Genomic DNA, 26,218 nt, shown 5'->3' on the forward strand with positions numbered 1-26,218 from the left:
GAATCCCCCTACGATGCCGCTTGGCGATCACTTCTGTTCGATCGCTTCAACGAGGTGCTCGACTTCGGCCTCCAGCGCCGAAACCTGCGACTCGTGGGGATCCGGAATCATGCCACGCATGATGGCGATCCGCTTGATCAGTTCGGAGATGCCTTGAACAAGCAGGAGCGTGAAGCCGATCATGACGAGTGACTTGGCCGGCCATTGCGGCAGGCCGCCCGCATTGCCGGATTGCTCGTTGATCTGGAGCGAACGCAGGAAGAACGGTACGCCGGTTACGATCATGACGACGGTCAGCGGTATCAGGAAGAAGAGGTGCCCGATCACGTCGATGACGTTGCGAACCCGCTTCGGCATCATGCTGTTGAAGATGTCGATCCGGATGTGCTCGTTATCGAGCAGCGTCCAGGACGAGCACAGCAGGAACACGATGCTGAAAAGCACCCATTGCAGCTCGAGCCACGAGTTGGAGGACGTGTCCAACGTCTTTCGAATAATCGCATTCAGCGCCGAGATGACGACGGCAACCAGGATCAGCCACGCCAGGCGCTTGCCCGTCCAACGTGTGAACGCGTCAATTCCATTGCTCAGCTTCAGGAGCGCTTGCAAGATTGGTCCTCCCCGATTTGCCCCGGCCGTCTTGACTGCGCCGAGTGGCGCGTTGGCTTGTCTCGCCGCGCAGGCATGAGGCAGCCGCACCAAACCAGTGAGCGTGCCGCCAGTCAATCGGAAGTTTGTTGATAGTTAAGGGGAATAAGTCGCGGCCGGCCAGCCGATGCTAGCCGCCGGTGACACTCATGTGCCGCGAGACACTGGGGCGGTCGTGGCGGCGGTCGATGATGAAGTCGTGGCCCTTGGGCTTGAGCCCGATGGCGCGGTCGATCGCTTCCGCAAGCAGCACATCGTCATCCGATGCACGCAGAGGTTTGCGCAAATCAGAGGCATCCTCGTGGCCGAGACAGGTGTGCAACGTTCCCGTGCAGGTGACGCGCACCCGGTTACAGGATTCGCAGAAATTGTGGGTCATCGGGGTGATGAAGCCGAGCTTGCCGCCGGTCTCGGCGACGCTGACATAGCGCGCCGGCCCGCCGGTGCTCTCGGCCAGATCCGTCAGCGTGAATTGCTGGGCGAGGCGCGCGCGCACCAGCGACAGCGGCAGATACTGGTCGAGCCGTCCCGATCCGATCTCGCCCATCGGCATGACCTCGATCAGCGTCAGGCCCATGCCCTTGCCGTGGGCCCAGCGCATCAGGTCGGGAAGTTCGTCTTCGTTGAGGTTCTTCAGCGCCACTGCGTTGATCTTCACGGCAAGCCCCGCGGCCCGTGCGGCCTCGATGCCTTCCAGCACCTTGTCGATCTCGCCCCAGCGGGTGATCTCGCGAAACTTTTGCGGGTCGAGCGTGTCGAGCGAGACGTTGATGCGGCGGACGCCGCAATCGGCGAGCTCACTGGCATGTTTCGCAAGCTGGGTGCCGTTGGTGGTCAGCGTCAGCTCGCCCAACGCGCCGCTCTCGAGATGCCGCGACAGCGAACGCACCAGCGTCATCACGTTGCGGCGGACCAGCGGCTCGCCGCCGGTGAGCCGCAGCTTCTTCACGCCTTTGGCAATGAAGGCCGAGCAGAGCCGGTCGAGTTCTTCCAACGTCAGCAGATCCGCCTTGGGCAGGAACGTCATGTCTTCCGACATGCAGTAGAAGCAGCGCAGGTCGCAGCGGTCGGTGACGGAGACGCGCAAATACGAGATGGTCCGTCCGAACGGATCGGTCATCGCGCTCGACAGCGCGGCGCGGGGGCTCGCGGAAAGTCCGTTCATACCAAATGCCTTGTCCCTTACGGCAACGGGCGCAGCTTTGCGTCAGCGGTGCTCTGGAAGCAATCTAAGCATCAGACGCGTCAGAGACAATTGGGGGATAACGGAGGTCAGCGTTTGCCGGCATTCGGATCGGGAAACGGCGAACCCGCGGCCGGTGCGGCCTCAGCCGGGGCAGCGGCGGACGCCGCCGGTTTCGGCTTCTTGGGCCGGTGCGGCTTGCGGACCGGTTTTGGCGGGGTGGCCGGCTGGAGTTCAGCGAAAACCGGGCTCGGGTCGGTCGTGACCGAGGCGGGTGTGGTGAAATCGCTGGGATTCTTGATGACGTTCACCGGCACGCTCGCCGGCTGGTATTTTGGCAGGGCGAAAGCCACCGTGAAGGGGGCGTCGGGGGCCGGAATCGAGACGGAGCAGGGGGTTTTGCAGCCCGGACCGAGCGAGGTTGTGGCGTCAGCACCCGGAGGATTGGATTCGAGCCGGACCTGGACCGTCGGCGGGGCCGATTTGAACACGTCCCAGGACATCGAGGAGCAGCCGGCGAGGCTTGTTGCCCCGAGGAGGCTTGCCCCAGTTAACGCAATCGCGATGACACGACGCATGACCATCCACTTCTGCTGCGACGAACCGCCACATCCCCGGCTAAACCTAGGAGCGTCGTTCCAGGCAAGCAACCGGCGGGCCGCGCATAATTAATAGATGGTTAACGCAGGTACCGAGAAATAATCACGTGATTTCAGTGGCTTGATGTGTTCTTACGCCGTCATCAGGCTGTGGGCTGCGGCCGGCAGGTCGCGCATGTGATGGATCAGCCGGTCCGGCTTGAGCTCGGCGATCGGCACGTCCGTATAGCCGAAGCTGACCCCGATCACGGGAACTCCAGCGCGCCGGGCCACGCCGACATCGGGTCCGGCATCGCCGACCATGATGCTGGCTTTGACCTCGCCGCCGGCCCGCGCCACCGTTTCGCGAAAAATGGCCGGATCGGGTTTCTGGACGCCAAAAGTGTCGGCGCCGCAGATCGCCGCGAAGCGCCGGCTCAGGTCCAGCTGGTCCAGCAGCCGCTTCGACAGCCATTCCAGCTTGTTGGTTACAGACCGCGAGGCGATGGCCCTGGGCCGCAAAATGGTCGAGCGCGGCTTCCAGCCCCTCGAAGGGCCGGGATTCGACGGCGATATGGTCGGCGTAATAGACGATGAAATCGGCCGTCAGCCGGTCCATGTCGGCGGGCGTGACGCTGCGGCCTTCGGCCTCCAGCCCCCGCTCGATCAGCTTGCGGGCGCCGGCGCCGATCATGTTGCGGGCCGAGGCCATCGGCACGGGCGGCAGCCCTTCGCGGTCGAGCACGTAATTGAGCGCGGTGATCAGGTCGGGCGCCGTATCCACAAGCGTGCCGTCGAGATCGAAGACGATGGTGTGAGGAGAGGTCATGATCCCAGCGCTACCGGCCTGGCCGTATAGGCGCAAGGGGCGGCGCCATAAGATCAGCTTATAGAGCTGTTCCCAGACCCTGTTCTCCGAGGGGAAACGGGGCTACATAGGCCGCCGCAAGCGAGCTTTATCGGCGGCACACTCCCTAATCCAGAGGCGGGCGCATCGTGAACATGGACCAGTTGAAGCGGCAGGCTGCGGCGCGCGCCCTCGAGGATGTTCGTGACGGCATGCAGCTCGGGCTCGGCACCGGCTCGACCGCCAAACATTTCGTCGAGCTGCTCGGCGAGCGGGTCCGCGCCGGGCTGAAGGTGATCGGCGTGCCGACCTCCGAGGCGACGCGGCTCGATGCCGAGCGCTGCGGCGTGCCGCTGACCACGCTGGACGCGATCGACCATCTCGACATCACCGTCGACGGCGCCGACGAGATCGATCCCGCGCTCAACCTGATCAAGGGCGGTGGCGGCGCGCTTTTGCGCGAGAAGATCGTGGCGGCCGCCTCCGATCGCATGATCGTGATTGCCGACGACACCAAGTGGGTGCCGACGCTCGGCCGCTTTCCGCTGCCGGTCGAGGTCATCCCGTTCGGGCTCGGCGCAACGCGGCGTGCGATCGAGAAGGCATTTGCGGAATGCGGCGTTTCCGGGCAAATGGCGGTCCGCAAAGGCAAGGACGGCCACGTTTTCGTCACCGATGGCGGCCACTGGATCGTCGATGCCCAGCTCGGACAGATCGTGGATCCGCCCCGCCTCGCCAAGGCGTTGAGCGCGATCCCCGGCATGGTCGAGCATGGGTTGTTTATCGGCTTGGCCAGCTCGGCTGTTTTGGCGGGTGGCGAGGGAATCCGCGTGGTTGAACGGCGAAAGCCGAAAGGAGACTAGGAATGAAGAGCGTTTTGAAGTTCTTGCCGGTCGTGACTCTCGCTGTGGGACTGGCCCTCTCGGCCGCCCCGGCGCTCGCCCAGCAGGCGGCCCCGCCGAAATCCTCACCGAGCGCCATCGCGGCCGCCAAGGAGATCCTAGCGATCAAGAACGCCGGCGCGATGTACGCCAACGCGGTGCCCGGCATGGTCGAGAAGACCAAGATCACGCTGATCCAGCAGAACCTCAACTACCAGAAGGACCTCAACGAGGTCGCACAGATCGTCGCCCAGCAGCTCAAGGGCCGCGAGAGCGAAATCGGCGACGGCATGGCGCAGGTCTATGCCAGCGAGTTCACCGAGCAGGAGCTGAAGGATCTCGTCACCTTCTACAAGTCGCCGCTGGGCAAGAAGCTGATCGAGGCCGAGCCGCGCGCAATCGGGCTGAGCATGGCCTTCATGAACTCCTGGGCCCAAAATTTCTCCGAGACCGTGATGGGCAACTTCCGCGCCGAGATGCGCAAGCGTGGCAAGGAGATATGACAGATACTATCTGATCAGGAGTTGCTGAAAGAGGTCGGAGTGGACAATGGCTGAATTCGACGTCGACCTCTTTGTCATCGGTGGCGGTTCGGGCGGCGTGCGTGCCGCCCGCATCGCGGCCGGCTACGGCGCCCGTGTGACGATCGCGGAAGAGTACCGCATGGGCGGGACCTGCGTGATCCGCGGCTGCGTGCCGAAGAAGCTGTTCGTGATCGGCTCACATTTCCGTCATGAAATCGAGGACGCCGCGGGTTTCGGCTGGACCGTTCCGCCTGCCAGCTTCGACTGGCCGACACTGATCGCCAACAAGGACAGGGAGATCGCCCGGCTCGAGGCGATCTACACTGCCAACGTCGAGAAGGCGGGTGCGCAGGTCGTGAAGAGCCGTGCGGTGATCGAGGACAAGCACACCGTCCGCCTGCTCGAAAACGACAAGAAGATCACGGCAAAATACATTTTGATCGCCACTGGCGGCGCGCCCAATCACGGCGCCTCGATCCCCGGCATCGAGCACGTGATCTCCTCCAATGAAGCTTTCCACCTGACCAAGCTGCCGAAGCGGATCGTGATCCAGGGCGGCGGCTACATCGCGCTGGAATTCGCCGGCATCTTCGCCGGCTTCGGCTCCGACGTCACCGTGATCTATCGCGGCGACAACATCCTTCGCGGCTTTGACGAGGATGTTCGCACGCACGTCCGCGCCGAGATGGAGAAGCAGGGCATCACCATCCTCACCGGCTGCACGGTAGCGAAGGTCGATCGGCACGGCGAGGAGTTCACCACGCATCTGTCGAACGGATCGAGCCTTGCCTCCGACCAGGTGATGTTCGCGATCGGCCGCCATCCGGCGGTGGCCAATCTCGGCCTGGAGAAGGCCGGCGTCGCCATCAACCCTAGGAATGGCGGCATCGCGGTCGATCATTTCTCGAGGAGCTCGGTCGACAGCATCTATGCGATCGGCGACGTCACCCACCGCTTCAACCTGACGCCGGTCGCGATCCGCGAGGGCCATGCGTTCGCCGATACCGTGTTCGGCAAGCGCGAGGTGCAGGTCGATCACGCCACCATCCCGACCGCCGTATTCTCGCAGCCGGAGGTCGGCACCGTCGGCCTCACCGAGACCGAGGCGCGGGCGCAATTTGGCCATGTCGACATTTACAAGACGACGTTCCGCCCCATCAAGGCGACGATGTCGGGCCGCGATACCCGCGTGCTGATGAAGCTCGTCGTCGACGGGGCCTCCGATCGCGTGCTCGGCTGTCACATCGTCGGTGATGCCGCGGCCGAGATCACGCAGGCAGTCGCGATTGCGGTGAAGATGAAGGCGACCAAGGCCGATTTCGACGCGACGATTGCGCTGCATCCGACCGCGGCCGAAGAGCTCGTCACGATGCGCACCCCGACCGCGCGGCATGTGCGCCAGGCGGCGGAGTAACCCCGGCGCTCAGCCGTACAGATACCCGACCGGCTTGCCTTCGGTGCGCAGGGGACGGATGTCCTTCTGCGTGATGATCTGGCCGGCGAGGCCGTCGATCTCGTCGCGTTGCGTCGGCGTCCAGCTGCGAAGGTCGTTCATGCCCTTGAGAAGGCCGAGCCGAAGGACCTGCGTGTTCTCACCGATACCCGTGAGACAGATCGCGTTCTTGCCCGCCGTCACCACGTCGCCAGCCGCGAGCTCGAAAGTTTCACCGGCCTTGTTATTGAATTCGGCCGTGCCGCGGATGACGCGATAGATCGCAACCTCGCCCTTGGCAAAACTGGCGGCGTCCGCAGCTGTCGATGTGCTCTTCGGCAAAAGTGACTGGCCACGCGGGTCGGTCGCGATGATGTGGCCGGTGACGAGATGGCCGCTCGGAGCCTCGATCCCGATATCGCGCACATAGACCGGCATCGCCGATTTGACAGGGCTGTCGGTGAGCGGCTTGAACAGCGCATCCAGCGCCAGGGGATCCTGAAGCCAGAAGCCTGCATCGGCCGGGCGATCATGCAGTGAGTGGCTCCAGGCCACCCGCGGCGTCTCGGCCTCGTTGATCTGGTCCGGGCCGACGATGCTCGGGTTTGGAAAGGTGGTGGGATCGGTCACGAAGGCTTCGAGGAATTTGCCCGAATAGCCCATGGAAATCGGATCCGGCACCACCGTCTGCGGCGTCTTCAGGTTCTCTTCGGTCGACAGTCCCGACCAGGTGTAGAACAGCTGGCGGTGCACGATCGCGCTCTGCAACATCACCGCGCCAGGGCTGACATTGTAGAAGCGCCCGTCATAGTCGAAGGTGAACGCGCCCGAGGTGACCAGCACGAGCTGAAAGCCGCCCGGCGGAAGATGCAGGTGGAAATCGGTAGGGCCGGTGTCCGGACGGTAGATCGGCAGATTGGTCGCGACTTCGTGCAGCAGGAAGGTTTCGTTGTTGGCGTGAAAGCCTTCGTTGGCGCGATTGTAGAGTGCTTGCGGCCGGTACGTCGCCTCGAACTTCGCATTCCGGTCGCGATCGATCGCCACGAAATCCTGAGCGTTAAGGCGAACGGGCGTCCCGTCCGGGCGGGTCAGGCCGGTGAATTTGAGATCGCCGGCGGCATGCACGTTCATGGCATTCTCCGATTCTGGGCCGCTCACCCGGTCTCTCGGCGCACGCATCTTGCCGCTCCAATCGTGGGAGAGCAGGGAATCAGGCTTGATGTTGCCTTGCGAAATTTGGGCCAGTCGAGGTGACGCGCAGCACGCGGGCTCTTCGGCTCGCCGCCACGCGAAGAAAAATCGAGGTTTTGCACCTGATGTTAGATGACTCGCTTCACGGGCCTGCATGGCCCTCTTCGCCAAGCCTGCAGATCCAGTGACGAGACGCGTCTTGTCTAATTTGTCGGCAGGTCTTGCGCGGACGTGCGGCTGCGCCGATCAGCAACGCCTCGGCGCGCCGAACTTCGCTCACATCGGCACCGGAATGAGGGGCGCAACCTCCCGATCAAGCGCGTTCTCGCTCGCCGCAAGCCCTTGCGCGACGCCGACACGGTCGGTCTCGGGACGGTTCTGGCTCATCTTGCGCTTGCCTTCGAACCGCACGACGGGAATGCGCACGCCGACGATTCCGCGCAGCTGCGCAGCGATGAAGTCGGCGGGGGCATCCGTAACTGCCCACGATTTTGCGCGCGATCCTTCGTGCCTGTTCGTGAGCCGCGTCACGGCGTCGAGCAGGCGCTCCGGCTCCTGGAAGAATTCGACCGGGCCGTAGGCATGCACCGCGACGTAGTTCCAGGTCGGCACGACCTTTTCGGTCTCCTGCTTGGTCGCGTACCAAGACGGCGTCACATAGGCGTCGGGACCGCTGAAGATCGCAAGCGCGTCTCCGATCGGCGGCAGCTTCCATTGCGGGTTGGCCTTCGCCACATGCCCGTACAGCACACCATGCTCGCCTTCGCTCTCGTCGAGAAAGAGCGGCAGAGGCGTGGCGACCGGGCCTTCGGTTGTGGCCGTTACCAGACTGGCGAGGCGGGCGCCGCGAATGGTCGCCCGGATGCCCTCAATGTCGTCCTTGAACGCGGGAGGGATGTACATGGTCTATCTCCGGTGTCGGTCTGGAGATAGCTGGAATCTGGTCTGTGAGAAACTGCCAGTTGTCGTATATTCTATCAGTCCAGTTCGGCCACGGCCTGTGCGAGAAGCCTGCAGCCGCGCTCGATCTGTGCGACCTCCAGTGCCGAATAGCCCATGACGAGGCCGACTGTCGTCCGCGCTCGGCGAGGTCCGACGAACAGTGCCGAGACGGAATAGACACCAACGCCCTTTGCATGGGCCGCCTTGATCAACGCGTCCTCACGCTTCTGAGGCAGGTCATCGAACCACGCCACGATGTGCAGGCCGGCGGCCGTGCCCTCGATCCGGACGCGATCCCCGAACCGGCGGCGAAGCGCGTCGAGCAGCGCTCGCTGGCGTTCGGCGTTGCGCCGGCGCACGCGCCTGATGTGACCGTCATAGGCGCCGCTTTCGAGCATCGAAGCGAGAGCGTCCTGTTCGATCAGCGGCGTGTGCCGGTCCATGATCTGCTTGGCGGCGGCGAACAGGGATCGCAGGGCGGAGGGCACCACCAGATAGCCGATCCGCAAGGTGGGAGAGAGCGTCTTTGAGACGGTGCCGAGATAGATCACGTTGCCACCGCCTTCCAGCGCGTGCAGCGGCGGGATCGGCTTGGTGTCGTAGCGATACTCGCTGTCGTAATCGTCCTCGATCACGTAGGCGTCGTTCTTGCGCGCCCAGGCGAGCAATTGGTGCCGGCGTCCGATCGGCATGACGCCGCCCAGCGGATATTGATGCGACGGCGTGACATAGGCGAGGCGGGCCTCGATACCATCAAGCCGCGCTGTCTCCAATCCATCCGCGTCGACGGGAATCGGGATCGTCTCGGCGCCCGTCGCCTCGAAAGTGTGCCGCGCCATCTGGTAGCCGGGATCCTCCATCACGAAGCGGTCGCCGGCGTCGAGCAGCAGGCGTGCGCAGATATCGAGGCCCTGCTGCGAGCCGTTCACGACGACGATCTGATCGACCTCGCAGCGGACGCTGCGCGACCGCCAGAGATAGCCCTGAAGCGCGATCCGCAGCCGCAGCGCGCCGCAGGGATCGTCATAGGCCAGCCGCTCGGGCTTGCGCGCCATCGCAGCGGTCATGGCCTTCTTCCATGCCAATACCGGGAAATCCGACGGCGCGAGCTCGCCATAGCGGAAGTTCGCGACGAGCCCGCGCGGCGGCTCGGTCCAGCGCGGCGGGTCCCGAAGCAACCGCTCGCTGAAGGCCGACAGCCGCACCTTCCGCGCCGACGGCCCCGACGCCACGCGCGTGCGTCCGCGCTCGACGATGGCGCGGGCCACACGCGGCCGCGCGCCATGGCGTGTCTCGATAAAGCCTTCGGCGGCGAGCTGTTCGTAGGCGACGGTGACGGTCGAGCGGGCCACGCCCATCTCGCCGGCAAGCGCGCGCGAGGACGGCAGCAACCCGCCGATCCCGTACACCCGTGCCAAAATCTGATCCCTCAGGGCTTCGTAGATGTGGCGCGCGCCCATGCGGCCGGCACGGCGAGCGGGATTGGTCTTCATCTGGATCATCCACATTCCAAGCCGGCATTCGACCGAGCGGACGATGTCGGAATGTGGTTCTAGTCCGGTTCGCCGAGAGTTTCGACGTAAGCCTTGCCGTAGGGATAAAAATGCTCCTTGCGGCCGTGGTCCCACAGCGTCCTGAGACCCGGCGCCGCCTCGCATAACGAGTTCCCATTTTCACAGATCAATCACGACATCGCTTCGGGGCCGCGAGCAGCAGATCAGGACGTTGCCCTCCGCTGGCGGGTCGAGTGGATCCGGCGCGTAGCTGACCGCTCCCGCGATCAGTCCGCTCTCGCAGTTGTGGCAGACGCCGGTCCGGCACGACCAGCGCACGGGGACGTCGCAGGCTTCGGCCAGCTCCAGCAGGCTGGCGTAGGCCGGTCCCCAGCACACATTGAGTCCACTTCGGGCGAACGAAACCATCGGGCCGGGGCCGGGGGCGCCGGCCGGCGTGTGCGCTCGCTTCTGCGGGGAGGACGCTATGCCGGGCGTCAAGGATGGTCCGGCGCCGAACAATTCGGTGTGGATGCGATCCGGCGCGACGCCCAACGTGGTGAGGCCAGCTTTCAGATCGCTCATGAAAGCGGCCGGTCCGCACAGATAGAAATCGCCGTCACGCGGCACGCTCAGGCTCCGGAGCAGGCGTGCGTCCAGATGTCCGGCTGTATCGAACTCCACATTGAGACGATCGCCCGGATCAGGCGCGCTGTAACAGACGTGGCTATGGTGATGAGCGAGCCCACTTAGCAATTCGCGCGCCTCGGCGGCGAACGCATGTTCGCGGCCGTCGCGAGTGCCGTGAAGCCACCAGACGTCCCGCGTCGTCTCTTCAGCGACGAGTGCGTGGAGCATTGCGAGCACCGGCGTCACGCCGATTCCGGCGCTCAACAGGACGACTGGGCGCGCATCTTGCCGGAGCGTGAAACTGCCGCGGGGTGCACCGACCTGTACGACGTCGTCAATTCGGAGGTCATCGGCGATGTAACGGCTGGCGGCACCGTGCGCTTCGCGCTTGATGCTGATCCGATAGGGCGCGGCATCGGAGCCGCTCGAGAGCGAATAGCTGCGCGTCATCGCTTGAGCAGCCAGCGGCCCGAGTCGGACAACGACGAACTGACCGGGCAGGGCGGCGGCCACAGGATGTCCGTCGACGGGTTCGAGGATCAGCGACGTCACGTTGCCGCTTTCTGCGATCTTGCGGGCTACGCGAAACGGCCGGAATCCGCGCCAGGCCGGAGGTGGGCTCGCCGCCGATCCGAGCCCGGCGTTTCCCGCCGCTTTGTTCTCCTTGCGCTGCTCGAGCAACGCCTCGAAAGAGCGGTGCCAGCCGCGGCTCAGCGCGGGAATCCGCAGCGCCCGCTCCAGGCGTTCGCGCGGATGAGGCGGCAGGTAAAGCAGCGCATTGATCTCGAACACGCTCATGCGCTCGGGCCCCACGGCGATCTGAATGATTTCGTCACCGGCCTCGACGTCGCCTTCCTCGATCACACGAAAATAGAACCCGGGCCGGCCGTGCCTGACCACCAGCGCCGCCATGTCCGGCTCGTCCATGCGAATGCCGAGCCGGTAGCAGGTGACGCGCGGCTGCGTCACTTCGAACAGGGCCGAGCCGATCCTGTAGCGGTCTCCGATGCACACGTTGCTGTCGGCAAGGCCCTCGACCGTAAAGTTCTCACCGAACTCGCCATGAACGAGGTTCGATCGACCCAGATGTTCCTGCCAGTATCGATAAGAATCGTCCTGATAGACGAATACGGCACGATGCTCGCCGCCATGACCGGCCGTATCGCCCTGGCCGTCGCCATCGATGTTGAGCCGGCGTGCCTTGCGCGCGCCTTTGACTGGTGCCTTCCAGATGCCGGTGTGGACGGTCCTTCCTTGCCAGGCGACGTCGCGCGGCAGGCCGACATTGACCGAAAGCAAACGTGCCATTGCGTGTTCCCAACCGTGACTGCGCGGCTCCGCCGTCATCCTTGCACCCGGACCGGGTTTTTGGCTCGTTAGGCGTTGTTAGACGTTGCGAGCAAGCCTTGCCACCGGCGGCCCTCAGGCCAATCTCAGATGGCGTCACGAGACACAGTCCGCAAAGAGGGAGATCACGATGGATGATCAGGGCAAACTGGCCGCACTCCAGCGTCATTGGGACGCGTCGGACGCCAACGATTTCGAGGCCGAGCACGACATCTATCGCGAGGACGCGGTGCTCGACTATCCGCAATCCGGCGAGCGCATCCGCGGCCGCAGGAACATTCAGGAGAGCCGCTTCGTGCAGCCGAACAAGAAGCGCTTCACAGTTCGGCGCATCGTCGGGGGCGGCGATCTGTGGGTGAGCGAATTCGTGCTGACGTATGATGGGGTGCCGTCTTACGTGGTGAGCATCATGGAATTCCGCGACGGTCTGGTGGCCCAGGAGACGCAGTATTTCGGTGACAAGTTCGAGCCGTCGCCCTCGCGGGCGCATCTTGTCGAGCGGGTGGAGTAACACGGGCTCCGTCGCAATGACGGTGCGTCTGCCAAACAGACCAACACGGAACCCGATGCGGCGGCTGGTCGCAGTCTCGTCGCCTTGATTCCGACAGGCCCGTCTTTATGTGTGAAAGGAACAAGAATCCGGGCCCCTCTGGCGAGGAAGTCGACGCTGTCGGCAAAACCTCGTGATGTCGGATGACCTGTCCCGCGCGAATGCGATGGATCGGCCGATCGTCGGGCCTTCTTGAGAGTCTCTCCGACCCAATCGTCCCCATCGCAGCTCCGTGCGGTCATTTCGCAAGATAAGGGAGCAACGATGTCTGACGCCAAGCATTCAAATCCGATCGAAATCGAGATCACCGAGCCGTCCAGCCTGAACGAGCAGGCTGCGGTGGCGCTGGTGATCGTCGGCGCGCTGGTTGCGGTCGCCGACCGGCAAGTTTCACCGGTCGAACGCGACGAGGTCGTCCGTTTCATCCGGGATCGCAAGCTGGCACCGCACATCCCGGACGACCGGCTCTATGCGATGTTCGACGAGCTTGCCGAACGGCTCGAGGAACCGGATTTCGCCAATGTGGTGATCGACAATCTGCGTCCGGTCTCGGACCTGCGGCTGTCGGCTCAATTGATGGAACTGTCGGAGCGCGTCGCGGCCGCGGACGAGGACGTCCATCCCCATGAACTGCAGGCGATCAAGCTGTTGCGCCTGCTGACGCTGGTGCTACCGCGCGCAAAGCAGGTGGCGCCGGGTGCAGTGCGTGCCGAACAGCGCATTGCCGCCGAGGAGTAAGCATGAGCGCAGTTTCGGACGAGGATAAGATAGGGGCTTCGGGCGCTACCGGCCAGATGGCCGGCGGCGACCCGCGTCTCGACAAGCTTGTCCGGCGCCTGCCGCCGCGCATGGGCGACACCGTCACCTATCTGCTCAAGCCGTCCAGCCGCTGGGTGAGAATCCCCTCGGGCGCGCTGCTCATTGTCGGCGGCGTGCTCTCCTTCCTGCCGGTGCTCGGCGTCTGGATGCTGCCGCTCGGCCTCGCTTTGCTCGCGGAAGACGTGCCCGCGTTGCGATCCGCGCGCGGCAAGGTTTTGGATTGGGTCGAGCGGAAGAAGCCGCAATGGCTCGATCCGTCCGCACCTAAAAGCGATCAATCATGACTGAATTCATCACCACCGAAGCGCTGACCGCGCTGTTTCAGGTCGTCCTGATCGACCTCGTGCTCGCCGGCGACAACGCCGTCGTCATCGGCCTTGCCGCAGCCGGCCTCCCGGCCGAGCAGCGCCGGCGCGCCATTGTCGTCGGCATCATCGCCGCCACCGCCTTGCGCATCGTCTTTGCCGGCGTCGCGACCCAGCTTCTGCAAGTGATCGGGCTGTTGCTCGCCGGCGGCGTGCTGCTGCTCTGGGTGTGCTGGAAGATGTGGCGGGAGCTGCGCGAGCAGGCCGCGCATGCGAACGAGCTCGCGTTCAGCCATGGCGGCGACGGGAGCGCTGCTGCTGCTCCGCGCAAGACCTTCAGGCAGGCGGCGGTGCAGATCGTCGCCGCCGACGTCTCGATGTCACTCGACAACGTGCTCGCGGTCGCGGGCGCGGCGCGCGAGCATCCCTACATCCTCGCCTTCGGCCTGCTATTGTCGGTCGCGCTGATGGGCGTCGCTGCCGATTTGCTCGGCCGCGTGCTTCAGAAGCAGCGCTGGATCGGCTATGTCGGTCTCGCTATCATCGTCTACGTCGCCTTCGAGATGATCTATCGCGGCTCGCTCGAGCTCGCGCCTGTCATCGCGAGCCTGTAGGGCAACGATTCTGCCTATCATCCGGAGTGATCAATGACGTCTGAACCCAAAGCACTTTCGGCCGATCCGGCGCCAGCGCCGCAAATCGGCCCGTTTGCCCAGCTCATCTTCGGCTCGCGCTGGCTGCAGGTCCCGCTCTATGTCGGTCTCATCGTCGCGCAGGCCGTCTATGTGCTGCTGTTCCTGAAGGAGCTCTGGCACCTGGTCGTGCACTCGTTCGACGCCAGCGAGCAACAGATCATGCTGGTCGTGCTCGGGCTGATCGACGTCGTCATGATCTCGAACCTGCTGGTGATGGTGATCGTCGGTGGTTACGAGACCTTCGTCTCGCGCCTGAACCTGAACGGTCATCCGGACGAGCCGGAATGGCTCAGCCACGTCAATGCCAGCGTGCTCAAGATCAAGCTTGCGATGGCGATCATCGGCATCTCCTCGATCTCGCTGCTCAGGACCTTCATCGAGGCGGGTAATCTCGGCACGACGCGCAGCAATTTCACCGAGTCCGGCGTGATGTGGCAGGTGCTGATCCACCTGACCTTCATCATCTCCGCGATCGGCATCGCTTGGGTCGACCGGCTCAGCGAGAGCGGCCACCGCAACAAGGCGGCCGGTCACGGCTGAGCGCGATCGGCCTTCTCAGGCGCCGATTTGGCGCTCGCGCGCGGCATGACGGACTCTCTTGGATCATTGCTGCGGAGATTGGCATTCCTGCCCGTCACGGACAAGGCGAACACGCCATGCATCATCGCACGGCGTGCATCTCCAGAAAGGCCTTCACGCCGGTGACGGTGCCCGTGTCCGATGGCACGTAGCCGGGCAGGGTCGCCACCGCTGCGCGAAAATCAGCGCTGCGGATGAGATCGAGGATGCGCTGCATCGGCCCGGTGTCCAGGAACGCGCGCTTGCAGACGAAGAAATAATCCTCGGTCAGGAGCCGGATGAAATCGAGGCCGAAATGCCGGGCGGCGGCTTCGACGCCGAAGCACGCATCCGCCATGCCGCTCGCGACATAGGCTGCGACCGCGGCGTGGGTGAATTCGATCTGCTGCGCACCGTTGATGCGGCTCTCCTCGATGCCGTTTGCCGCGAGCAGTTGGTCGAACAGAAGCCGCGTGCCGGAATCGTGGTCGCGGTTGACGAAGCGGACTTTTGGTCCGGTCAGATCATCAAGCGAAGCGATGCGCAGCGGGTTGCCGCGCGCGACCATCAGCCCCATCTCGCGCGTGACGAAACTGATGATGCGGTCCTCGCGCGGATCGAGCCATTCGCGGGCAGCCTTGATGCCCTGGGCCCGTAGCGCGCCGTGCGGCAGATGCAGGCCGGAGAGATCGCAGGCGCCCTGCGCCAGCGAGACCAGCGAATGCTGGTTGCTGACATAGCGCAGATCGACGCCGATGCCCGGCTCGCGGTCGAGGAATTCGCGCAGTTTTGCGACCGCAAAACCGTGGCTGGCATGCACGCGGATCACCGACGGGCGCTGCTCGAGGAACGGCTTGATCTCGCTCGCCAGCTCCTGCGCCAAATTCTCAAGCTGAGGTCCGAGCCGGGCCTGCATGCGCTCACCCGCCCACACCAGCCGCTCGCCGAACGGCGTGAGTTTCGAGCCTTTGCCGCGCTGGGTCTCGACCAGCGGCGTGCCGAAAAACTCCGACCATTGCTCGATCAGATTCCAGACGTGGCGATAGGAGAGGTGCGCGTCGCGGGCCGCGCTGGTGATCTTCCCGGTCCTCCTGATTTCGTTGAGGACGCCGAGCATGATGATGGCGGTGCGCGGATTGCCCTCGCGGCGAAACCGCCAGACGGCCTCGATCTCGATCTGAAGCATCTCTTATCCTTATGAACCACGCTTCATATGTGGGGCGTCCATTTGCAAACCATATCATATTTACTCCAATACATATGCGCCTAGTCTGATCTTCCAGAACTGGAGAAAATATGATGTCCATTGCATATGATGTTGCGCATTCTCCGGCCACCGAGTTCATGTCCCGGCCCCAGCATCTGCTGATCGACGGCCGCCGCGTCCCCGCAAGCTCCGGTCGCACCTTCAAATCGCTCGATCCGGCCACCGGGCAGGTCATCGCCGTCGTCGCCGAAGGCAACGAGGCCGATGTCGAGCATGCGGTTGCCGCCGCGCGCCGGGCTTTCGAAGGCGCCTGGCGCACGATGCGGGCGTCCGAGCGGGGCCAGATCCTGCTGCGCTGGGCAGACCTGCTCAAGCAGCACGCCGACGAGATCATCGAACTCGAGTCGATCGATGCCGGCAAGCCGATCGCCGCGACCTCGCGGCAGGATTTCCCGGCCGCGGTCGACACGCTGATCTACTACGCCGGCTGGGCTGACAAGATCAGCGGCGACGTCGTGCCTGTGCGCGACGACGCCCTGACCTACACCGTGCGCGAGCCTGTCGGCGTGGTCGCGGCGATCGTGCCCTGGAACTTCCCGCTGATGATCGGGATGTGGAAGCTTGCGCCGGCGCTGGCCTGCGGCTGCACCATCGTGATGAAGCCGGCCGAGCTGACCTCGCTGTCGGCGCTGCGCATCGCCGAACTCGCGCTTGAGGCCGGCCTGCCGGCGGGCGTCTTCAACGTCGTCACGGGGCCCGGGCGGGTCGTCGGCGATGCGCTGGTTAATCACCCTGACGTCGACAAGGTCACCTTCACCGGCTCCCCCGGCGTGGGTCGTGGAATCATGAAGGGTGCCGCAAGCAACTTCAAGCGTGTCTCGCTCGAGCTCGGCGGCAAGTCGGCCAACGTCATCTTTGACGATGCCGATCTCGAAGCCGCATCCAAAGCAGCGGCCTCCGGCATCTTCTTCAATGCCGGCCAGGTCTGCTCGGCCGGCTCCCGCGTGCTGGTGCAGGAGAAGGTTTATGACGAGGTCGTCGAGCGACTGGTGGCGCGCGCAAAGTCGCTCAGGATCGGTGATCCGCTCGACCGCAAGACGGTGCTCGGGCCCGTGATCTCCGAGAAACAGATGAAGTCGATCCTCGACTATGTCGACATCGGCCGGAAGGAGGGCGCGACCCTCGTCACCGGGGGCGAACGTGTCGGCGAGCGTGGTTACTTCATCAGCCCCACGGTATTCGCGAATGTCGCGCACGAGATGCGGATATCGCAGGAGGAGATCTTCGGCCCCGTCGTCAGTGTCATCAAGTTCAGGGATGAAGCCGACGCGCTGCGGATCGCCAACGGCACGGCCTACAGCCTGGCTGCCGGCGTGTGGAGCCGCGACATTGGCAAGCTCCAGCGCTTCGCCAAGCGGGCGCGCGCGGGCACGGTCTGGATGAACACCTATGGCTACACCGACGTGCGCCTGCCCTGGGGCGGCGAGCGCGACTCCGGCCTCGGCCGCGAGCACGGCAGCGCCGCGCTCGACAACTTCACCGAGCCGAAGGCTGTGTGGATGAACCTGGCCGTCTGATACCTCCCGAGCGGCCAAGCCTGGAGCCCGCCTGATCGCCCGATCCGGCGGGCTCTTTTTTCGAGATCGGTAAAATTCTCTGCATTCCGCACAGCGGCGGCAAACCCTGCGGCCAAGAACCACGCGGCCTTAAACCCCGGCTTTGGAACCGGCGTGCATCCTGCCTGCAACAGGGTGGGGCACCAGCATGTCAGTTCTCAGGGAGGTCGTCGTCGCGGTCGCGGGAGTCTACGCGCTCCTGATCGCGTGCGACGCATTGTTCGGGGTCGGCGAGGCGCGCTTCGACGACGCCTATTACAGCGGCAGCTTCTACGCGCCGCAGCCGAAGGAGTTTCGTTTCGCCGGCGATACGCCGCCGGCGGTCCGCGTCAGCGAGGCGTTTGCGCAATTCGCGCCGGGCGAAGGCAAGCCGAACAAGCGCTACTCGTCGCTGACGACGATCATTCGTTAAGTGTCCGCCTCACTCCCCCTGGATCCATTCCGCCACGCCGCGCCACAGCGTGTCGCGATGCTCGGGGCGGAAGAAGCCGAAATGGCCTATTCCCTTGGCGCTGACCTCTGACGGTTTGACCGTCACCACCTCTGGCTTGATCGCGGTGAACCCGCTCGCAAGCAGTTCGACGGCGGGCCGCGTCGCCCACGGGTCGTCGGAGAAGCAGAGTGTGCGCAGCTCGCCCTTGAATTTTGGCAAAATTCTCCAGCGCCGGCAGCTTTGAATCGAACAGATAGCGGGGGCTCGAGACCCACTCGGCCCATTGCAGGAAAACGCCCTTGGGCAAATCCTCGCCGATGCCGGCCCAGCCCGGTGCGTAACCGAGTGGTTGGACGAGCGGCACGCCGACAAAATTCATGAAGGCGAAGACGCGGTATTTCTCTGGCGACGTCATGAGCCGCCAGGTCGCCGCCTGCGAGGCCACGAACGCGGCGCGCGAGATGTCCGTGTTGTTCGCGATCAGCCCGAGCGCCTGGCCGCCGAAGGAGTGGCCGACATAGGCCAGGGGAAGGTTGCTGTAGCGCGCGCGCATCCAGTGCACTGCGGCGGTGACGTCGAGCGCGGCCCAGTCCGACATCGAGGCCTTGAAACCGACCAGTGATTTCGGCTGGTTGTAGCCGACCATTGCCGGCAGCCGGGAGTCGCCGATGCCGCGATAGTCGTAAGTCAGGACCGCGCAGCCGCGATGGGCGAGATAGGAGGCAAAGCCGCGATAGATTTTCCGCGGGACGGCGGTGGCAGAGTTGATCAGTACGGCATGGCGTTTGGTGCCGCGCGGCAGGAACAGGGTGCCGCTCAGCGCATACCCGTCGGTCGCCGGGAAGCTGATCTCGTCAACGAAAACGTCGTCCAATGCCGCGTCCATGGGCAGAAGGTATCCTGCCAGTTTCCTCGCCGTTTCCCAGCAAATGCGAATTTGGCTTTTCCCGCAAGGGTTTGCAGTGCCAGATGGATTTACAACTGGCGGCCGGGGATTAGCCTGTGTATAAGGCGGCCCTCGCAACCCACAGATCAGGTTGCACTTTTTGCTTCACGGAGAGATTGCGATGTCCGAGCGGTGGACGCCCGAATCCTGGCGCAGCAAGCCGGTGCTACAGGTGCCCGACTATCCCGACGCCAAGGCCCTGGCCGACGTCGAGGCGCAGCTTGCGACCTTTCCGCCGCTGGTGTTCGCGGGCGAGGCGCGCAACCTGAAGAAGTCGCTGGCGCGAGTCGCTGCCGGTGAGGCCTTCCTGCTGCAGGGCGGCGACTGCGCCGAGAGCTTTGCCGAACACGGCGCCAACAACATTCGCGACTTCTTCCGCGTGCTGCTCCAGATGGCGGTGGTGCTGACTTATGCCGGTGCCGTGCCGGTGGTGAAGGTCGGCCGCGTCGCCGGTCAGTTTGCAAAGCCGCGCTCGTCGCCGACCGAGAAGATCGACGGCGTCGAGCTGCCGAGCTATCGCGGCGACATCGTCAACGACATCGCCTTCACCAAGGCAGCGCGCGTCCCTGATCCGCAGCGCCAGCTGATGGCCTACCGGCAATCGGCGGCGACGCTGAACCTGTTGCGCGCGTTCGCGACCGGCGGCTACGCCAATCTCGGCAGCGTGCATCAGTGGATGCTCGGCTTCCTCAAGGACTCGCCGCAGTCCCGCCGCTACAAGGAATTGGCCGACCGCATCTCGGACGCGCTCAACTTCATGCGCGCCTGCGGCCTCGATCTCGAGGCTCACCCCGAGCTGCGCGCCACCGATTTCTACACCAGCCACGAGGCGCTGCTGCTCGGCTATGAGCAGGCCATGACCCGTGTCGATTCCACCACGGGCGACTGGTACGCGACCTCGGGCCACATGATCTGGATTGGCGACCGCACCCGCCAGCTCGATCACGGCCATATCGAATATTTCCGCGGCATCAAGAACCCGATCGGGCTCAAATGCGGTCCGTCGCTCAAGCCCGACGAACTGCTGAAGCTGATCGACGTGCTCAATCCCGACAACGAGCCGGGCCGGTTGACGCTGATCGGTCGCTTCGGCTCCGACAAGGTCGGCGAGCACCTGCCGAACATGATCCGCGCCGCGAAGCGCGAGGGCAAAGTGGTGGTCTGGTCGTGCGATCCCATGCACGGCAACACCATCACCTCGACGTCGGGTTACAAGACGCGCCCCTTCGACCGCATCCTGTCCGAGGTGAAGTCGTTCTTCACCATCCACGCGGCAGAAGGCACGCACGCCGGCGGCGTGCATCTGGAGATGACCGGCCAGGATGTCACTGAGTGTATCGGCGGCGCCCGCGCGATCACCGACGAGGATCTCAACGATCGCTATCACACGGTCTGCGATCCCCGGCTCAATGCCGAGCAATCCATCGACATGGCTTTCCTGATCGCGGAGCTGCTCAAGCAGGAGCGCGCCGGCAAGGTCATGCCGATGCCGGCCGCAGCGGGGCTCTGAGACCTTGCTGCGGATCTTGAAGGCCACGGTCAATTCCCGCAACGGTCTGGCCTTTGCGTTCCGGTCGGAGCAGGCCGTCCGCGAGGAGATTGTCGCGCTCCTTTTGTCGCTGCCGCTGGCGTGGTTCGTCGGCGCGACCGCGATGCGCGCGGTCGAGCTGGTGTGTTCAGTCGCGTTCGTGCTGGTGGTCGAGCTGCTTAACACCGCGATCGAGAAGCTTGCCGACCGGCTGACCATGGATCACGACAAACAGATCGGCCGGGTCAAGGACATGGGCTCGGCCGCGGTCGGTGTTGCGCTCCTGATGGCCGGCGCGTTCTGGATCATCGCCATCATCGAGCGGTTGGGGTTCCTCTAAAGCGCTAATCGCGCTTTAGGTTGTTGTTTTGAGCATGATCTTTTCGGAAAACCGCTTCACACTTTTGCGGATCATGCTCTGATCGGAGCGCGGCGGCCATGACCGAACGTCTCAACGAATTCGCGGTCACGCTCGCCCAGCTCAATCCGACCGTGGGCGACATCGACGGCAACGCCGCCAAGGCGCGTGCCGCGCGCGCGCAGGCCAAGTCCGACGGTGCCGATCTCGTGCTGCTTCCGGAATTGTTCATTGCCGGCTACCCGCCGGAAGATCTCGTGCAGAAGCCTTCCTTCCAGGCCGCCTGCCGCGCCGCGATCGAGGCGCTCGCGCGCGAGACCGCTGATGGCGGCCCGGCCATGCTGGTCGGCACGCCCTGGGTGGAGGAGGGCAGACTCTACAATGCCTGCGCGCTGCTCGATGGCGGCCGTATCGCCGCGCTTCGCTTCAAATGCAACCTGCCGAATTACGGCGTGTTCGACGAGAAGCGGCTGTTTTCGCGCGGCCCCGCCGCGGGGCCGGTGACCGTGCGCGGCGTTCGGATCGGTGTGCCGATCTGCGAGGACATCTGGCTGGAAGAGTCCGAGGATTACGAGAACGTGGTCGAGACGCTGGCCGAGACCGGCGTCGAGATCATTCTGGTGCCGAACGGCTCGCCCTACGCCCGCGACAAGGCCGATGTGCGTTTGTCGGTTGCGGTCGCGCGCGTCACCGAGAGCGGCTTGCCGCTGGTCTATCTCAACCAGGTTTGCGGCCAGGACGAGCTGGTGTTCGACGGTGCTTCCTTCGCGCTCAACGGCGATCTTTCGCTCGCGGCGCAATTGCCGGCGTTCGCGGAAAGCATCACCACACTGCGCTTCACCAGAAACGGCGACGATTGGCGCTGCACCGGTCCTGTCGCGGAGCAGCCCGAGGGCGACTATGCCGACTATGCAGCCTGCGTGCTCGGCTTGCGTGATTACGTCGCCAAGAACGGCTTTCCCGGTGTGCTGCTCGGTATCTCCGGCGGGATCGACTCTGCCCTCTGCGCGGCAATCGCGGTCGATGCGCTCGGCGCCGATCAGGTGCACGGCGTGATGCTGCCTTACCGCTACACTGCGGCAAGCTCGATCGCGGACGCCGGCGAGCTCGCCGGCCGCCTCGGGATTCGTTATGAGGTGCTGCCGATCGCCGAAGCCGTGACCGGGTTCGAGACCATATTGTCCGGCATCTTCAAGAATTTGCCGCCGGATATCACCGAAGAAAATCTCCAGGCCCGCACCCGCGGCACGCTGCTGATGGCGATCTCGAACAAGACCGGGCTGATGGTGATGACCACCGGCAACAAGTCGGAAATGTCGGTCGGCTACGCCACGCTCTATGGCGACATGAACGGCGGCTTCAATCCGATCAAGGACATCTACAAGACGCAAGTGTTTCGGCTGGCCAGCTTGCGCAATGTCTGGAAGCCCGATGGCGCGCTCGGGCCCGCGGGCGAGGTCATTCCCCCCGATATCATCACGCGCCCGCCGACGGCGGAGCTGCGCGAGAACCAGACCGACCAGGATTCGCTGCCGCCTTACGACGTGCTCGATGGCATTCTCGAGCGTCTCATCGAGCGCGAAGAGCCGCTCGACAAAATCATCGCCGCCGGTTTCGACCGCGAGACGGTCGTGCGCATCGACCATCTCCTCAACGTCGCCGAATACAAGCGCCGCCAGGCCGCGCCCGGCGTCAAGGTGACGGCCAGGAATTTCGGCCGCGACCGCCGCTATCCCATCACCAACCGCTTTCGCGACAAAGGCGAGCAGCTAGCCGCCCCGGACGAGACGCTGGTGTCGCGTGGGAGCAAAGCGTCGATCGACGCGTTCGAGGGGTGAATTCCCGGCCTTGGGCGAGCCCGCGGGTCCTATAACGGCGTCGCGAAAAACACCACTCGAAGCAAGTGCGTGTACTCGGACTCAAGCACCATGATCGACACAAAAACCAACACCGCGACCGGCGGTAGCAGGATGGCATAGGCCAGGGCCAGCCGCTCCCAGGCCATATGCATGAAGACGGCAACGATGAGGCCGGCCTTCAACACCATGAACAGCAGGATCAGCGACCATCTCAGACTGCCGTGCAGGCCAAAATAGTCGACGAGATAGGAGCAGGTGCTGAGCACGAACAACCATGCCCAGACCACGAGGTAGAGTTTGATCGGGTGCTGCTGGCCCTTGGCGTGTGCTGCCGCCGGTGCGACTGCGTCATGCACATGAGCCTGGAGCTGTCCTTCCATGTGTACCGTGGCATTTGTCATGCGCCGACCTCACCAAAGATAGAAAAACGCAAAGATGAACACCCACACGAGATCGACGAAGTGCCAGTACAGGCCGGTGATTTCGACGATCTCGTAATAGCCTCTCCGGCTCGTGAAGAAGCCGCGCCTTTCGACATCGAAGTCGCCCCGCAAGACCTTGCGCGCAATTGCAATCAGGAAGATCACGCCGATCGTGACGTGGGTGCCGTGGAATCCGGTGATCATGAAAAAGCAAGAGCCGAACTGCGCCGCGCCCCACGGGTTGCCCCAGGGGCGAACGCCCTCCATGATCAACTTTGTCCATTCGAAGGCCTGCATGCCAACAAACGTCGCGCCGAATGCCGCCGTGACCAGCATCAGGATTGCGGTCCTGACGCGATCCTTGCGGTAGCCGAAATTGACGGCCATCGCCATCGTCCCACTGCTGCTGATCAAGACGAAGGTCATGATGGCGATCAGGATAAGGGGGACGTCCTTGCCGCCGAGATTGAGCGCGAAGACCTCGCTTGGGTTGGGCCATGGCACGGTCGTCGACATCCGTGCCGTCATGTAGGACAGGAGGAAACAGCTGAAAATGAAGGTGTCGCTGAGGAGGAAGATCCACATCATGGCCTTGCCCCAGGACACGTTTTTGAAGGCGCGCTGATCAGAAGCCCAGTCCGCGGCGATGCCTTGCCAGCCCGGAAGTCGCCCAGCACCTTGCCCCGTATTCGTCAGCACAGTCTCAGCCATCTGTTTTCACCCTCCCTAGCTCAGCAACTGGCGACAGATGTCGACGAAATCGTTCGTCCAACCCGTCAGGAGACCGAGCAGGACAACCCAGACCAGCAGGAGGAAATGCCAGTAGATGGTGCAGAGCTCCACGCTCAGGCGCATCTCGGCCGTCGCGGCGTTACGGTGCCATACCTTGGCTGTGGTCCTGCCGAGCGCCACCAAGCCGCCGGTCAGGTGCAGCCCGTGCACCGCGGTGATCATGTAGAAGAAGGCATTCGCCGGATTGGACGCCACGAAATAGCCGGCGGCGTTCAGCTGTTGCCACGCCAGAAGCTGTCCTGCGAGAAACGTGATCGCTGCCCCTCCAGCGGCGAGCAGACCGACGATGGCGCCGTCGATGTCGTTCCGGCGCGTCGCAACGTACGCCCATTGCAATGCGACACTGCTTATGACCAGCACGCCCGTGTTGAACCACAGTACCGTCGGCACGGGCATTGTCCGCCAGTCCGCCATGTTCATGCGCATGGAGTAGGCGCTGATGAAAAGTGTGAACAGCGAGCCGGCGACGGCGAGGAATACGCCAAGTCCGACCTTCGCTGCCGGCCAGGTCATTGCGCCCGTGCCTGGGAAGTCATCGATCGGACCTGCCTCCAGCCACGGTTTGGCAGTCAGCCGTTGCTGCGAGAGCCACCATCCGGCGATGACCGCGATCACGCCCAGGAACAGGATAACGGCGCTCACGGAGCAGCTCCCTGAATGGCCCCCGTCGTGGGCGGCTGGTTCTGTGGAATGAAGTCCTCAGCAGCACCCGGCACGCTGTAGTCATAGGCCCAACGATAGACGACCGGGAGTTCCTTGCCCCAGTTGCCGTGCCCTGGCGGCGTCTCCGGCGTCTGCCATTCCAGCGTCGTCGCTCGCCAAGGATTACCCCCCGACGGCTCGCCCTCGAACAGGCTCCAGGCCAGATTGAACAGGAACACCATCTGGGCGAAGCCAACCGTCAACGCGACCACGGTGATAAACTGGTTGAGCGAGTGGGCGGACGGCGGAATGAACGCCGCCTCGCCGAGCTCGAAGTATCGGCGCGGAACGCCGAGCAGCCCGAGATAGTGCATGGGGAAGAAGATCAGGTAGGCGCCGAGGAACGTGACCCAGAAATGAAACTGGCCCAGAACGTTGTTCAACATTCGCCCCGTGACCTTCGGGTACCAGTGATAGATCGCCCCTAGCACAACCATGATCGGCGCGACGCCCATCACCATATGGAAATGCGCGACGACGAACATGGTATCCGAAAGCGGCACATCGACCACGACGTTGCCGAGGAATAGACCGGTAAGCCCACCGTTCACGAAGGTGACGATGAATCCAAGCGCGAACAGCATCGGTATCGTGAGATGTATGTTGCCACGCCAAAGGGTCAGGACCCAGTTGTAGACCTTGATGGCGGTGGGAATGGCGATGATCAGCGTCGTCGTGGCGAAGAAGAATCCGAAATATGGGTACATGCCGCTCACATACATGTGGTGCGCCCACACGACGAAGCTGAGCGCGCCAATCGCCACGATTGCCCAGACCATCATGCGATAGCCGAAGATGTTTTTTCGCGCATGCGTGCTGATCAGGTCGGAGACGATGCCAAAGGCGGGCAAAGCGACGATGTAGACTTCGGGATGACCGAAGAACCAGAACAGGTGCTGGAAAAGCAGCGGGCTGCCACCGCCATATTTGCTGAGTTGGCCCATCTCGACCAGCGACGGCATGAAGAAGCTGGTTCCCAGCAGACGGTCGAGCAGCAACATCACCGAGCCAACGAACAACGCAGGGAATGCCAGCAGCGCCATAACGGTGGCGGTGAAGATGCCCCACACCGTCAAGGGCAGACGCATCAAGGTCATGCCGCGGGTGCGCGCCTGCAGCACGGTCACCACGTAGTTCAGCCCGCCCATGGTGAAGCCGATGATGAACAGGATCAGGGAGGACAGCATGAGGACGATGCCCCATTCCTGTCCGGGCGTGCCGGAGAGAATCGCCTGCGGCGGGTACAGCGTCCAGCCGGCGCCGGTGGGGCCGCCGGGCACGAAGAAGGTCGAAGCCAGCACCAGGACCGCGAGCAGGTAGACCCAGTAACTCAGCATGTTCACATAGGGGAAGACCATGTCCCGTGCTCCGACCATCAGCGGGATCAGGTAGTTGCCGAAGCCTCCGAGGAACAATGCGGTAAGCAGATAGATCACCATGATCATGCCGTGCATGGTGATGAACTGGAGGTACTGGTTGGCATCGATGAAGGAGAAGGTGCCGGGAAATCCCAGTTGCAGTCGCATCAGCCACGACAGCACCAGGGCCACGAGACCGATGGCCGAGGCTGTCAGTGAGTACTGGATGGCGATGACCTTGGCGTCCTGCGAAAAGACGTACTGCGTCCACCAGCTTTTCGGATGGTAGAGCTCGACTTCAGGCACTTCGGCAGGCGGAATGCCTGTGATCCCATCATATGGAACATCGACCATAGAGCACCTCCTCGGTCGTT

At 63.8% G+C, this 26,218-nt stretch carries 25 protein-coding genes and 2 pseudogenes; 13 read left to right on the plus strand and 14 right to left on the minus strand.

What is annotated here, in order from left to right:
• Positions 1-27 precede the first annotated feature (27 nt).
• The 4 genes and pseudogenes from ACVWYI_RS16395 to ACVWYI_RS16410 all read right to left on the minus strand — a co-directional run bounded on the left by ACVWYI_RS16395 (position 28) and on the right by ACVWYI_RS16410 (position 3,238).
• Positions 28-609 (minus strand): TRAP transporter small permease subunit, encoded by a 582-nt coding sequence (locus tag ACVWYI_RS16395; RefSeq protein ID WP_247446690.1) that lies wholly within the window; start codon positions 607-609, stop codon positions 28-30.
• Between the two features lie 169 nt (positions 610-778).
• On the minus strand, positions 779-1,813 hold the full coding sequence (gene moaA, locus ACVWYI_RS16400) for a GTP 3',8-cyclase MoaA (RefSeq protein ID WP_456662617.1): 1,035 nt from the start codon (positions 1,811-1,813) through the stop codon (positions 779-781).
• A 107-nt stretch (positions 1,814-1,920) separates the two neighbouring features.
• Entirely contained in the window at positions 1,921-2,409 is a 489-nt protein-coding gene (locus ACVWYI_RS16405; protein ID WP_247446996.1) for a hypothetical protein, read from the minus strand.
• 153 nt (positions 2,410-2,562) lie between these two features.
• Positions 2,563-3,238, minus strand: a pseudogene (locus ACVWYI_RS16410) (HAD family hydrolase).
• Between the two features lie 167 nt (positions 3,239-3,405).
• On the opposite strand from ACVWYI_RS16410, the gene rpiA reads away from it, so the two are divergent.
• Genes rpiA through gor form a run of 3 tightly spaced genes read left to right on the plus strand, consistent with a single transcriptional unit; the run spans position 3,406 to position 6,075 of the window.
• Positions 3,406-4,119 carry a ribose-5-phosphate isomerase RpiA gene (rpiA, locus tag ACVWYI_RS16415; protein ID WP_456662618.1) on the plus strand — a complete coding sequence of 238 codons (714 nt, stop codon included), beginning with the start codon at positions 3,406-3,408 and terminating at the stop codon, positions 4,117-4,119.
• 2 nt (positions 4,120-4,121) lie between these two features.
• Positions 4,122-4,640, plus strand: a complete 519-nt coding sequence (locus tag ACVWYI_RS16420) for a DUF2059 domain-containing protein (RefSeq protein WP_456662619.1) — start codon at positions 4,122-4,124, stop codon at positions 4,638-4,640.
• Between the two features lie 46 nt (positions 4,641-4,686).
• Positions 4,687-6,075: a glutathione-disulfide reductase gene (gene gor, locus ACVWYI_RS16425; RefSeq protein ID WP_247340833.1), complete on the plus strand. Its 1,389-nt coding sequence runs from the start codon at positions 4,687-4,689 to the stop codon at positions 6,073-6,075.
• 9 nt (positions 6,076-6,084) lie between these two features.
• Here gor and ACVWYI_RS16430 read toward each other — a convergent pair whose 3' ends face one another.
• The 4 genes from ACVWYI_RS16430 to ACVWYI_RS16445 all read right to left on the minus strand — a co-directional run bounded on the left by ACVWYI_RS16430 (position 6,085) and on the right by ACVWYI_RS16445 (position 11,657).
• Positions 6,085-7,224, minus strand: a complete 1,140-nt coding sequence (locus ACVWYI_RS16430) for a hypothetical protein (RefSeq protein WP_456662620.1) — start codon at positions 7,222-7,224, stop codon at positions 6,085-6,087.
• Positions 7,225-7,560: 336 nt separating this feature from the next.
• Entirely contained in the window at positions 7,561-8,187 is a 627-nt protein-coding gene (locus ACVWYI_RS16435) for an FMN-binding negative transcriptional regulator (protein ID WP_456662621.1), read from the minus strand.
• A 74-nt stretch (positions 8,188-8,261) separates the two neighbouring features.
• Positions 8,262-9,728: a MocR-like pyridoxine biosynthesis transcription factor PdxR gene (pdxR, locus tag ACVWYI_RS16440; protein ID WP_247446696.1), complete on the minus strand. Its 1,467-nt coding sequence runs from the start codon at positions 9,726-9,728 to the stop codon at positions 8,262-8,264.
• A gap of 171 nt (positions 9,729-9,899) precedes the next feature.
• Positions 9,900-11,657: an MOSC domain-containing protein gene (locus ACVWYI_RS16445; protein ID WP_456662622.1), complete on the minus strand. Its 1,758-nt coding sequence runs from the start codon at positions 11,655-11,657 to the stop codon at positions 9,900-9,902.
• Between the two features lie 169 nt (positions 11,658-11,826).
• On the opposite strand from ACVWYI_RS16445, the gene ACVWYI_RS16450 reads away from it, so the two are divergent.
• The 5 genes from ACVWYI_RS16450 to ACVWYI_RS16470 all read left to right on the plus strand — a co-directional run bounded on the left by ACVWYI_RS16450 (position 11,827) and on the right by ACVWYI_RS16470 (position 14,605).
• Entirely contained in the window at positions 11,827-12,207 is a 381-nt protein-coding gene (locus ACVWYI_RS16450) for a nuclear transport factor 2 family protein (RefSeq protein WP_247446698.1), read from the plus strand.
• Between the two features lie 303 nt (positions 12,208-12,510).
• A complete protein-coding gene (locus tag ACVWYI_RS16455; protein ID WP_456662623.1) occupies positions 12,511-12,984 on the plus strand; it encodes a TerB family tellurite resistance protein in 474 nt (157 codons plus the stop codon).
• A gap of 2 nt (positions 12,985-12,986) precedes the next feature.
• Positions 12,987-13,349: a hypothetical protein gene (locus ACVWYI_RS16460; RefSeq protein ID WP_247446702.1), complete on the plus strand. Its 363-nt coding sequence runs from the start codon at positions 12,987-12,989 to the stop codon at positions 13,347-13,349.
• The gene (locus tag ACVWYI_RS16465; RefSeq protein ID WP_247340826.1) at positions 13,346-13,984 is read left to right on the plus strand and encodes a TerC family protein; all 639 of its coding nucleotides are present in this window, start codon (positions 13,346-13,348) and stop codon (positions 13,982-13,984) included. The genes ACVWYI_RS16460 and ACVWYI_RS16465 overlap by 4 nt, the downstream gene beginning before the upstream one ends.
• Positions 13,985-14,017: 33 nt before the next feature.
• Positions 14,018-14,605 carry a TIGR00645 family protein gene (locus tag ACVWYI_RS16470; protein WP_456662624.1) on the plus strand — a complete coding sequence of 196 codons (588 nt, stop codon included), beginning with the start codon at positions 14,018-14,020 and terminating at the stop codon, positions 14,603-14,605.
• 121 nt (positions 14,606-14,726) lie between these two features.
• On the opposite strand, the gene ACVWYI_RS16475 is transcribed toward ACVWYI_RS16470, so the two are convergent.
• Positions 14,727-15,809, minus strand: a complete 1,083-nt coding sequence (locus ACVWYI_RS16475) for a substrate-binding domain-containing protein (protein ID WP_456662625.1) — start codon at positions 15,807-15,809, stop codon at positions 14,727-14,729.
• 113 nt (positions 15,810-15,922) lie between these two features.
• Here ACVWYI_RS16475 and ACVWYI_RS16480 point away from each other — a divergent pair, with 113 nt between their 5' ends.
• Entirely contained in the window at positions 15,923-17,407 is a 1,485-nt protein-coding gene (locus ACVWYI_RS16480; protein ID WP_456664533.1) for an aldehyde dehydrogenase family protein, read from the plus strand.
• A gap of 187 nt (positions 17,408-17,594) precedes the next feature.
• A complete protein-coding gene (locus tag ACVWYI_RS16485; protein WP_247340821.1) occupies positions 17,595-17,858 on the plus strand; it encodes a hypothetical protein in 264 nt (87 codons plus the stop codon).
• A gap of 9 nt (positions 17,859-17,867) precedes the next feature.
• On the opposite strand, the pseudogene ACVWYI_RS16490 reads toward ACVWYI_RS16485, so the two are convergent.
• Positions 17,868-18,765, minus strand: a pseudogene (locus ACVWYI_RS16490) (alpha/beta hydrolase family protein).
• A gap of 181 nt (positions 18,766-18,946) precedes the next feature.
• Here ACVWYI_RS16490 and ACVWYI_RS16495 point away from each other — a divergent pair.
• The 3 genes from ACVWYI_RS16495 (at position 18,947) to ACVWYI_RS16505 (ending at position 22,549) form a co-directional block, all read left to right on the plus strand.
• Complete coding sequence (locus ACVWYI_RS16495) at positions 18,947-20,335, plus strand: class II 3-deoxy-7-phosphoheptulonate synthase (RefSeq protein WP_456662626.1); 1,389 nt, start codon at positions 18,947-18,949, stop codon at positions 20,333-20,335.
• A 4-nt stretch (positions 20,336-20,339) separates the two neighbouring features.
• The gene (locus ACVWYI_RS16500; protein WP_247340819.1) at positions 20,340-20,693 is read left to right on the plus strand and encodes a diacylglycerol kinase; all 354 of its coding nucleotides are present in this window, start codon (positions 20,340-20,342) and stop codon (positions 20,691-20,693) included.
• Positions 20,694-20,791: 98 nt separating this feature from the next.
• Positions 20,792-22,549 (plus strand): NAD+ synthase, encoded by a 1,758-nt coding sequence (locus ACVWYI_RS16505; protein WP_456662627.1) that lies wholly within the window; start codon positions 20,792-20,794, stop codon positions 22,547-22,549.
• Positions 22,550-22,578: 29 nt separating this feature from the next.
• On the opposite strand, the gene ACVWYI_RS16510 is transcribed toward ACVWYI_RS16505, so the two are convergent.
• The 4 genes from ACVWYI_RS16510 to ACVWYI_RS16525 are packed head-to-tail and all read right to left on the minus strand — an operon-like array spanning position 22,579 to position 26,198.
• Positions 22,579-22,971, minus strand: coding sequence for a cytochrome C oxidase subunit IV family protein (locus ACVWYI_RS16510; RefSeq protein WP_354043747.1), 393 nt, complete (start codon positions 22,969-22,971; stop codon positions 22,579-22,581).
• Between the two features lie 9 nt (positions 22,972-22,980).
• Positions 22,981-23,703 carry a heme-copper oxidase subunit III family protein gene (locus ACVWYI_RS16515; RefSeq protein ID WP_456662628.1) on the minus strand — a complete coding sequence of 241 codons (723 nt, stop codon included), beginning with the start codon at positions 23,701-23,703 and terminating at the stop codon, positions 22,981-22,983.
• A 15-nt stretch (positions 23,704-23,718) separates the two neighbouring features.
• Positions 23,719-24,426, minus strand: a complete 708-nt coding sequence (locus ACVWYI_RS16520) for a cytochrome c oxidase subunit 3 (RefSeq protein WP_247446708.1) — start codon at positions 24,424-24,426, stop codon at positions 23,719-23,721.
• Entirely contained in the window at positions 24,423-26,198 is a 1,776-nt protein-coding gene (locus ACVWYI_RS16525; protein ID WP_247340814.1) for a cbb3-type cytochrome c oxidase subunit I, read from the minus strand. The genes ACVWYI_RS16520 and ACVWYI_RS16525 overlap by 4 nt, the downstream gene beginning before the upstream one ends.
• Positions 26,199-26,218 lie beyond the last annotated feature (20 nt).

It is taken from the genome of Bradyrhizobium sp. LB13.1, assembly GCF_054056815.1.

Excerpts from the sequence above, each read along its gene's own strand:
- moaA (WP_456662617.1), bottom strand. The coding sequence starts at position 1,813 with ATGAACGGACTTTCCGCGAGCCCCCGCGCCGCGCTGTCGAGCGCGATG.
- ACVWYI_RS16405 (WP_247446996.1), bottom strand. The coding sequence starts at position 2,409 with ATGCGTCGTGTCATCGCGATTGCGTTAACTGGGGCAAGCCTCCTCGGG.
- ACVWYI_RS16420 (WP_456662619.1), top strand. The coding sequence starts at position 4,122 with ATGAAGAGCGTTTTGAAGTTCTTGCCGGTCGTGACTCTCGCTGTGGGA.
- gor (WP_247340833.1), top strand. The coding sequence starts at position 4,687 with ATGGCTGAATTCGACGTCGACCTCTTTGTCATCGGTGGCGGTTCGGGC.
- ACVWYI_RS16430 (WP_456662620.1), bottom strand. The coding sequence starts at position 7,224 with ATGAACGTGCATGCCGCCGGCGATCTCAAATTCACCGGCCTGACCCGC.
- ACVWYI_RS16435 (WP_456662621.1), bottom strand. The coding sequence starts at position 8,187 with ATGTACATCCCTCCCGCGTTCAAGGACGACATTGAGGGCATCCGGGCG.
- pdxR (WP_247446696.1), bottom strand. The coding sequence starts at position 9,728 with ATGATCCAGATGAAGACCAATCCCGCTCGCCGTGCCGGCCGCATGGGC.
- ACVWYI_RS16445 (WP_456662622.1), bottom strand. The coding sequence starts at position 11,657 with ATGGCACGTTTGCTTTCGGTCAATGTCGGCCTGCCGCGCGACGTCGCC.
- ACVWYI_RS16450 (WP_247446698.1), top strand. The coding sequence starts at position 11,827 with ATGGATGATCAGGGCAAACTGGCCGCACTCCAGCGTCATTGGGACGCG.
- ACVWYI_RS16455 (WP_456662623.1), top strand. The coding sequence starts at position 12,511 with ATGTCTGACGCCAAGCATTCAAATCCGATCGAAATCGAGATCACCGAG.
- ACVWYI_RS16460 (WP_247446702.1), top strand. The coding sequence starts at position 12,987 with ATGAGCGCAGTTTCGGACGAGGATAAGATAGGGGCTTCGGGCGCTACC.
- ACVWYI_RS16465 (WP_247340826.1), top strand. The coding sequence starts at position 13,346 with ATGACTGAATTCATCACCACCGAAGCGCTGACCGCGCTGTTTCAGGTC.
- ACVWYI_RS16470 (WP_456662624.1), top strand. The coding sequence starts at position 14,018 with ATGACGTCTGAACCCAAAGCACTTTCGGCCGATCCGGCGCCAGCGCCG.
- ACVWYI_RS16475 (WP_456662625.1), bottom strand. The coding sequence starts at position 15,809 with ATGCTTCAGATCGAGATCGAGGCCGTCTGGCGGTTTCGCCGCGAGGGC.
- ACVWYI_RS16480 (WP_456664533.1), top strand. The coding sequence starts at position 15,923 with ATGTCCATTGCATATGATGTTGCGCATTCTCCGGCCACCGAGTTCATG.
- ACVWYI_RS16485 (WP_247340821.1), top strand. The coding sequence starts at position 17,595 with ATGTCAGTTCTCAGGGAGGTCGTCGTCGCGGTCGCGGGAGTCTACGCG.
- ACVWYI_RS16495 (WP_456662626.1), top strand. The coding sequence starts at position 18,947 with ATGTCCGAGCGGTGGACGCCCGAATCCTGGCGCAGCAAGCCGGTGCTA.
- ACVWYI_RS16505 (WP_456662627.1), top strand. The coding sequence starts at position 20,792 with ATGACCGAACGTCTCAACGAATTCGCGGTCACGCTCGCCCAGCTCAAT.
- ACVWYI_RS16510 (WP_354043747.1), bottom strand. The coding sequence starts at position 22,971 with ATGACAAATGCCACGGTACACATGGAAGGACAGCTCCAGGCTCATGTG.
- ACVWYI_RS16515 (WP_456662628.1), bottom strand. The coding sequence starts at position 23,703 with ATGGCTGAGACTGTGCTGACGAATACGGGGCAAGGTGCTGGGCGACTT.
- ACVWYI_RS16525 (WP_247340814.1), bottom strand. The coding sequence starts at position 26,198 with ATGGTCGATGTTCCATATGATGGGATCACAGGCATTCCGCCTGCCGAA.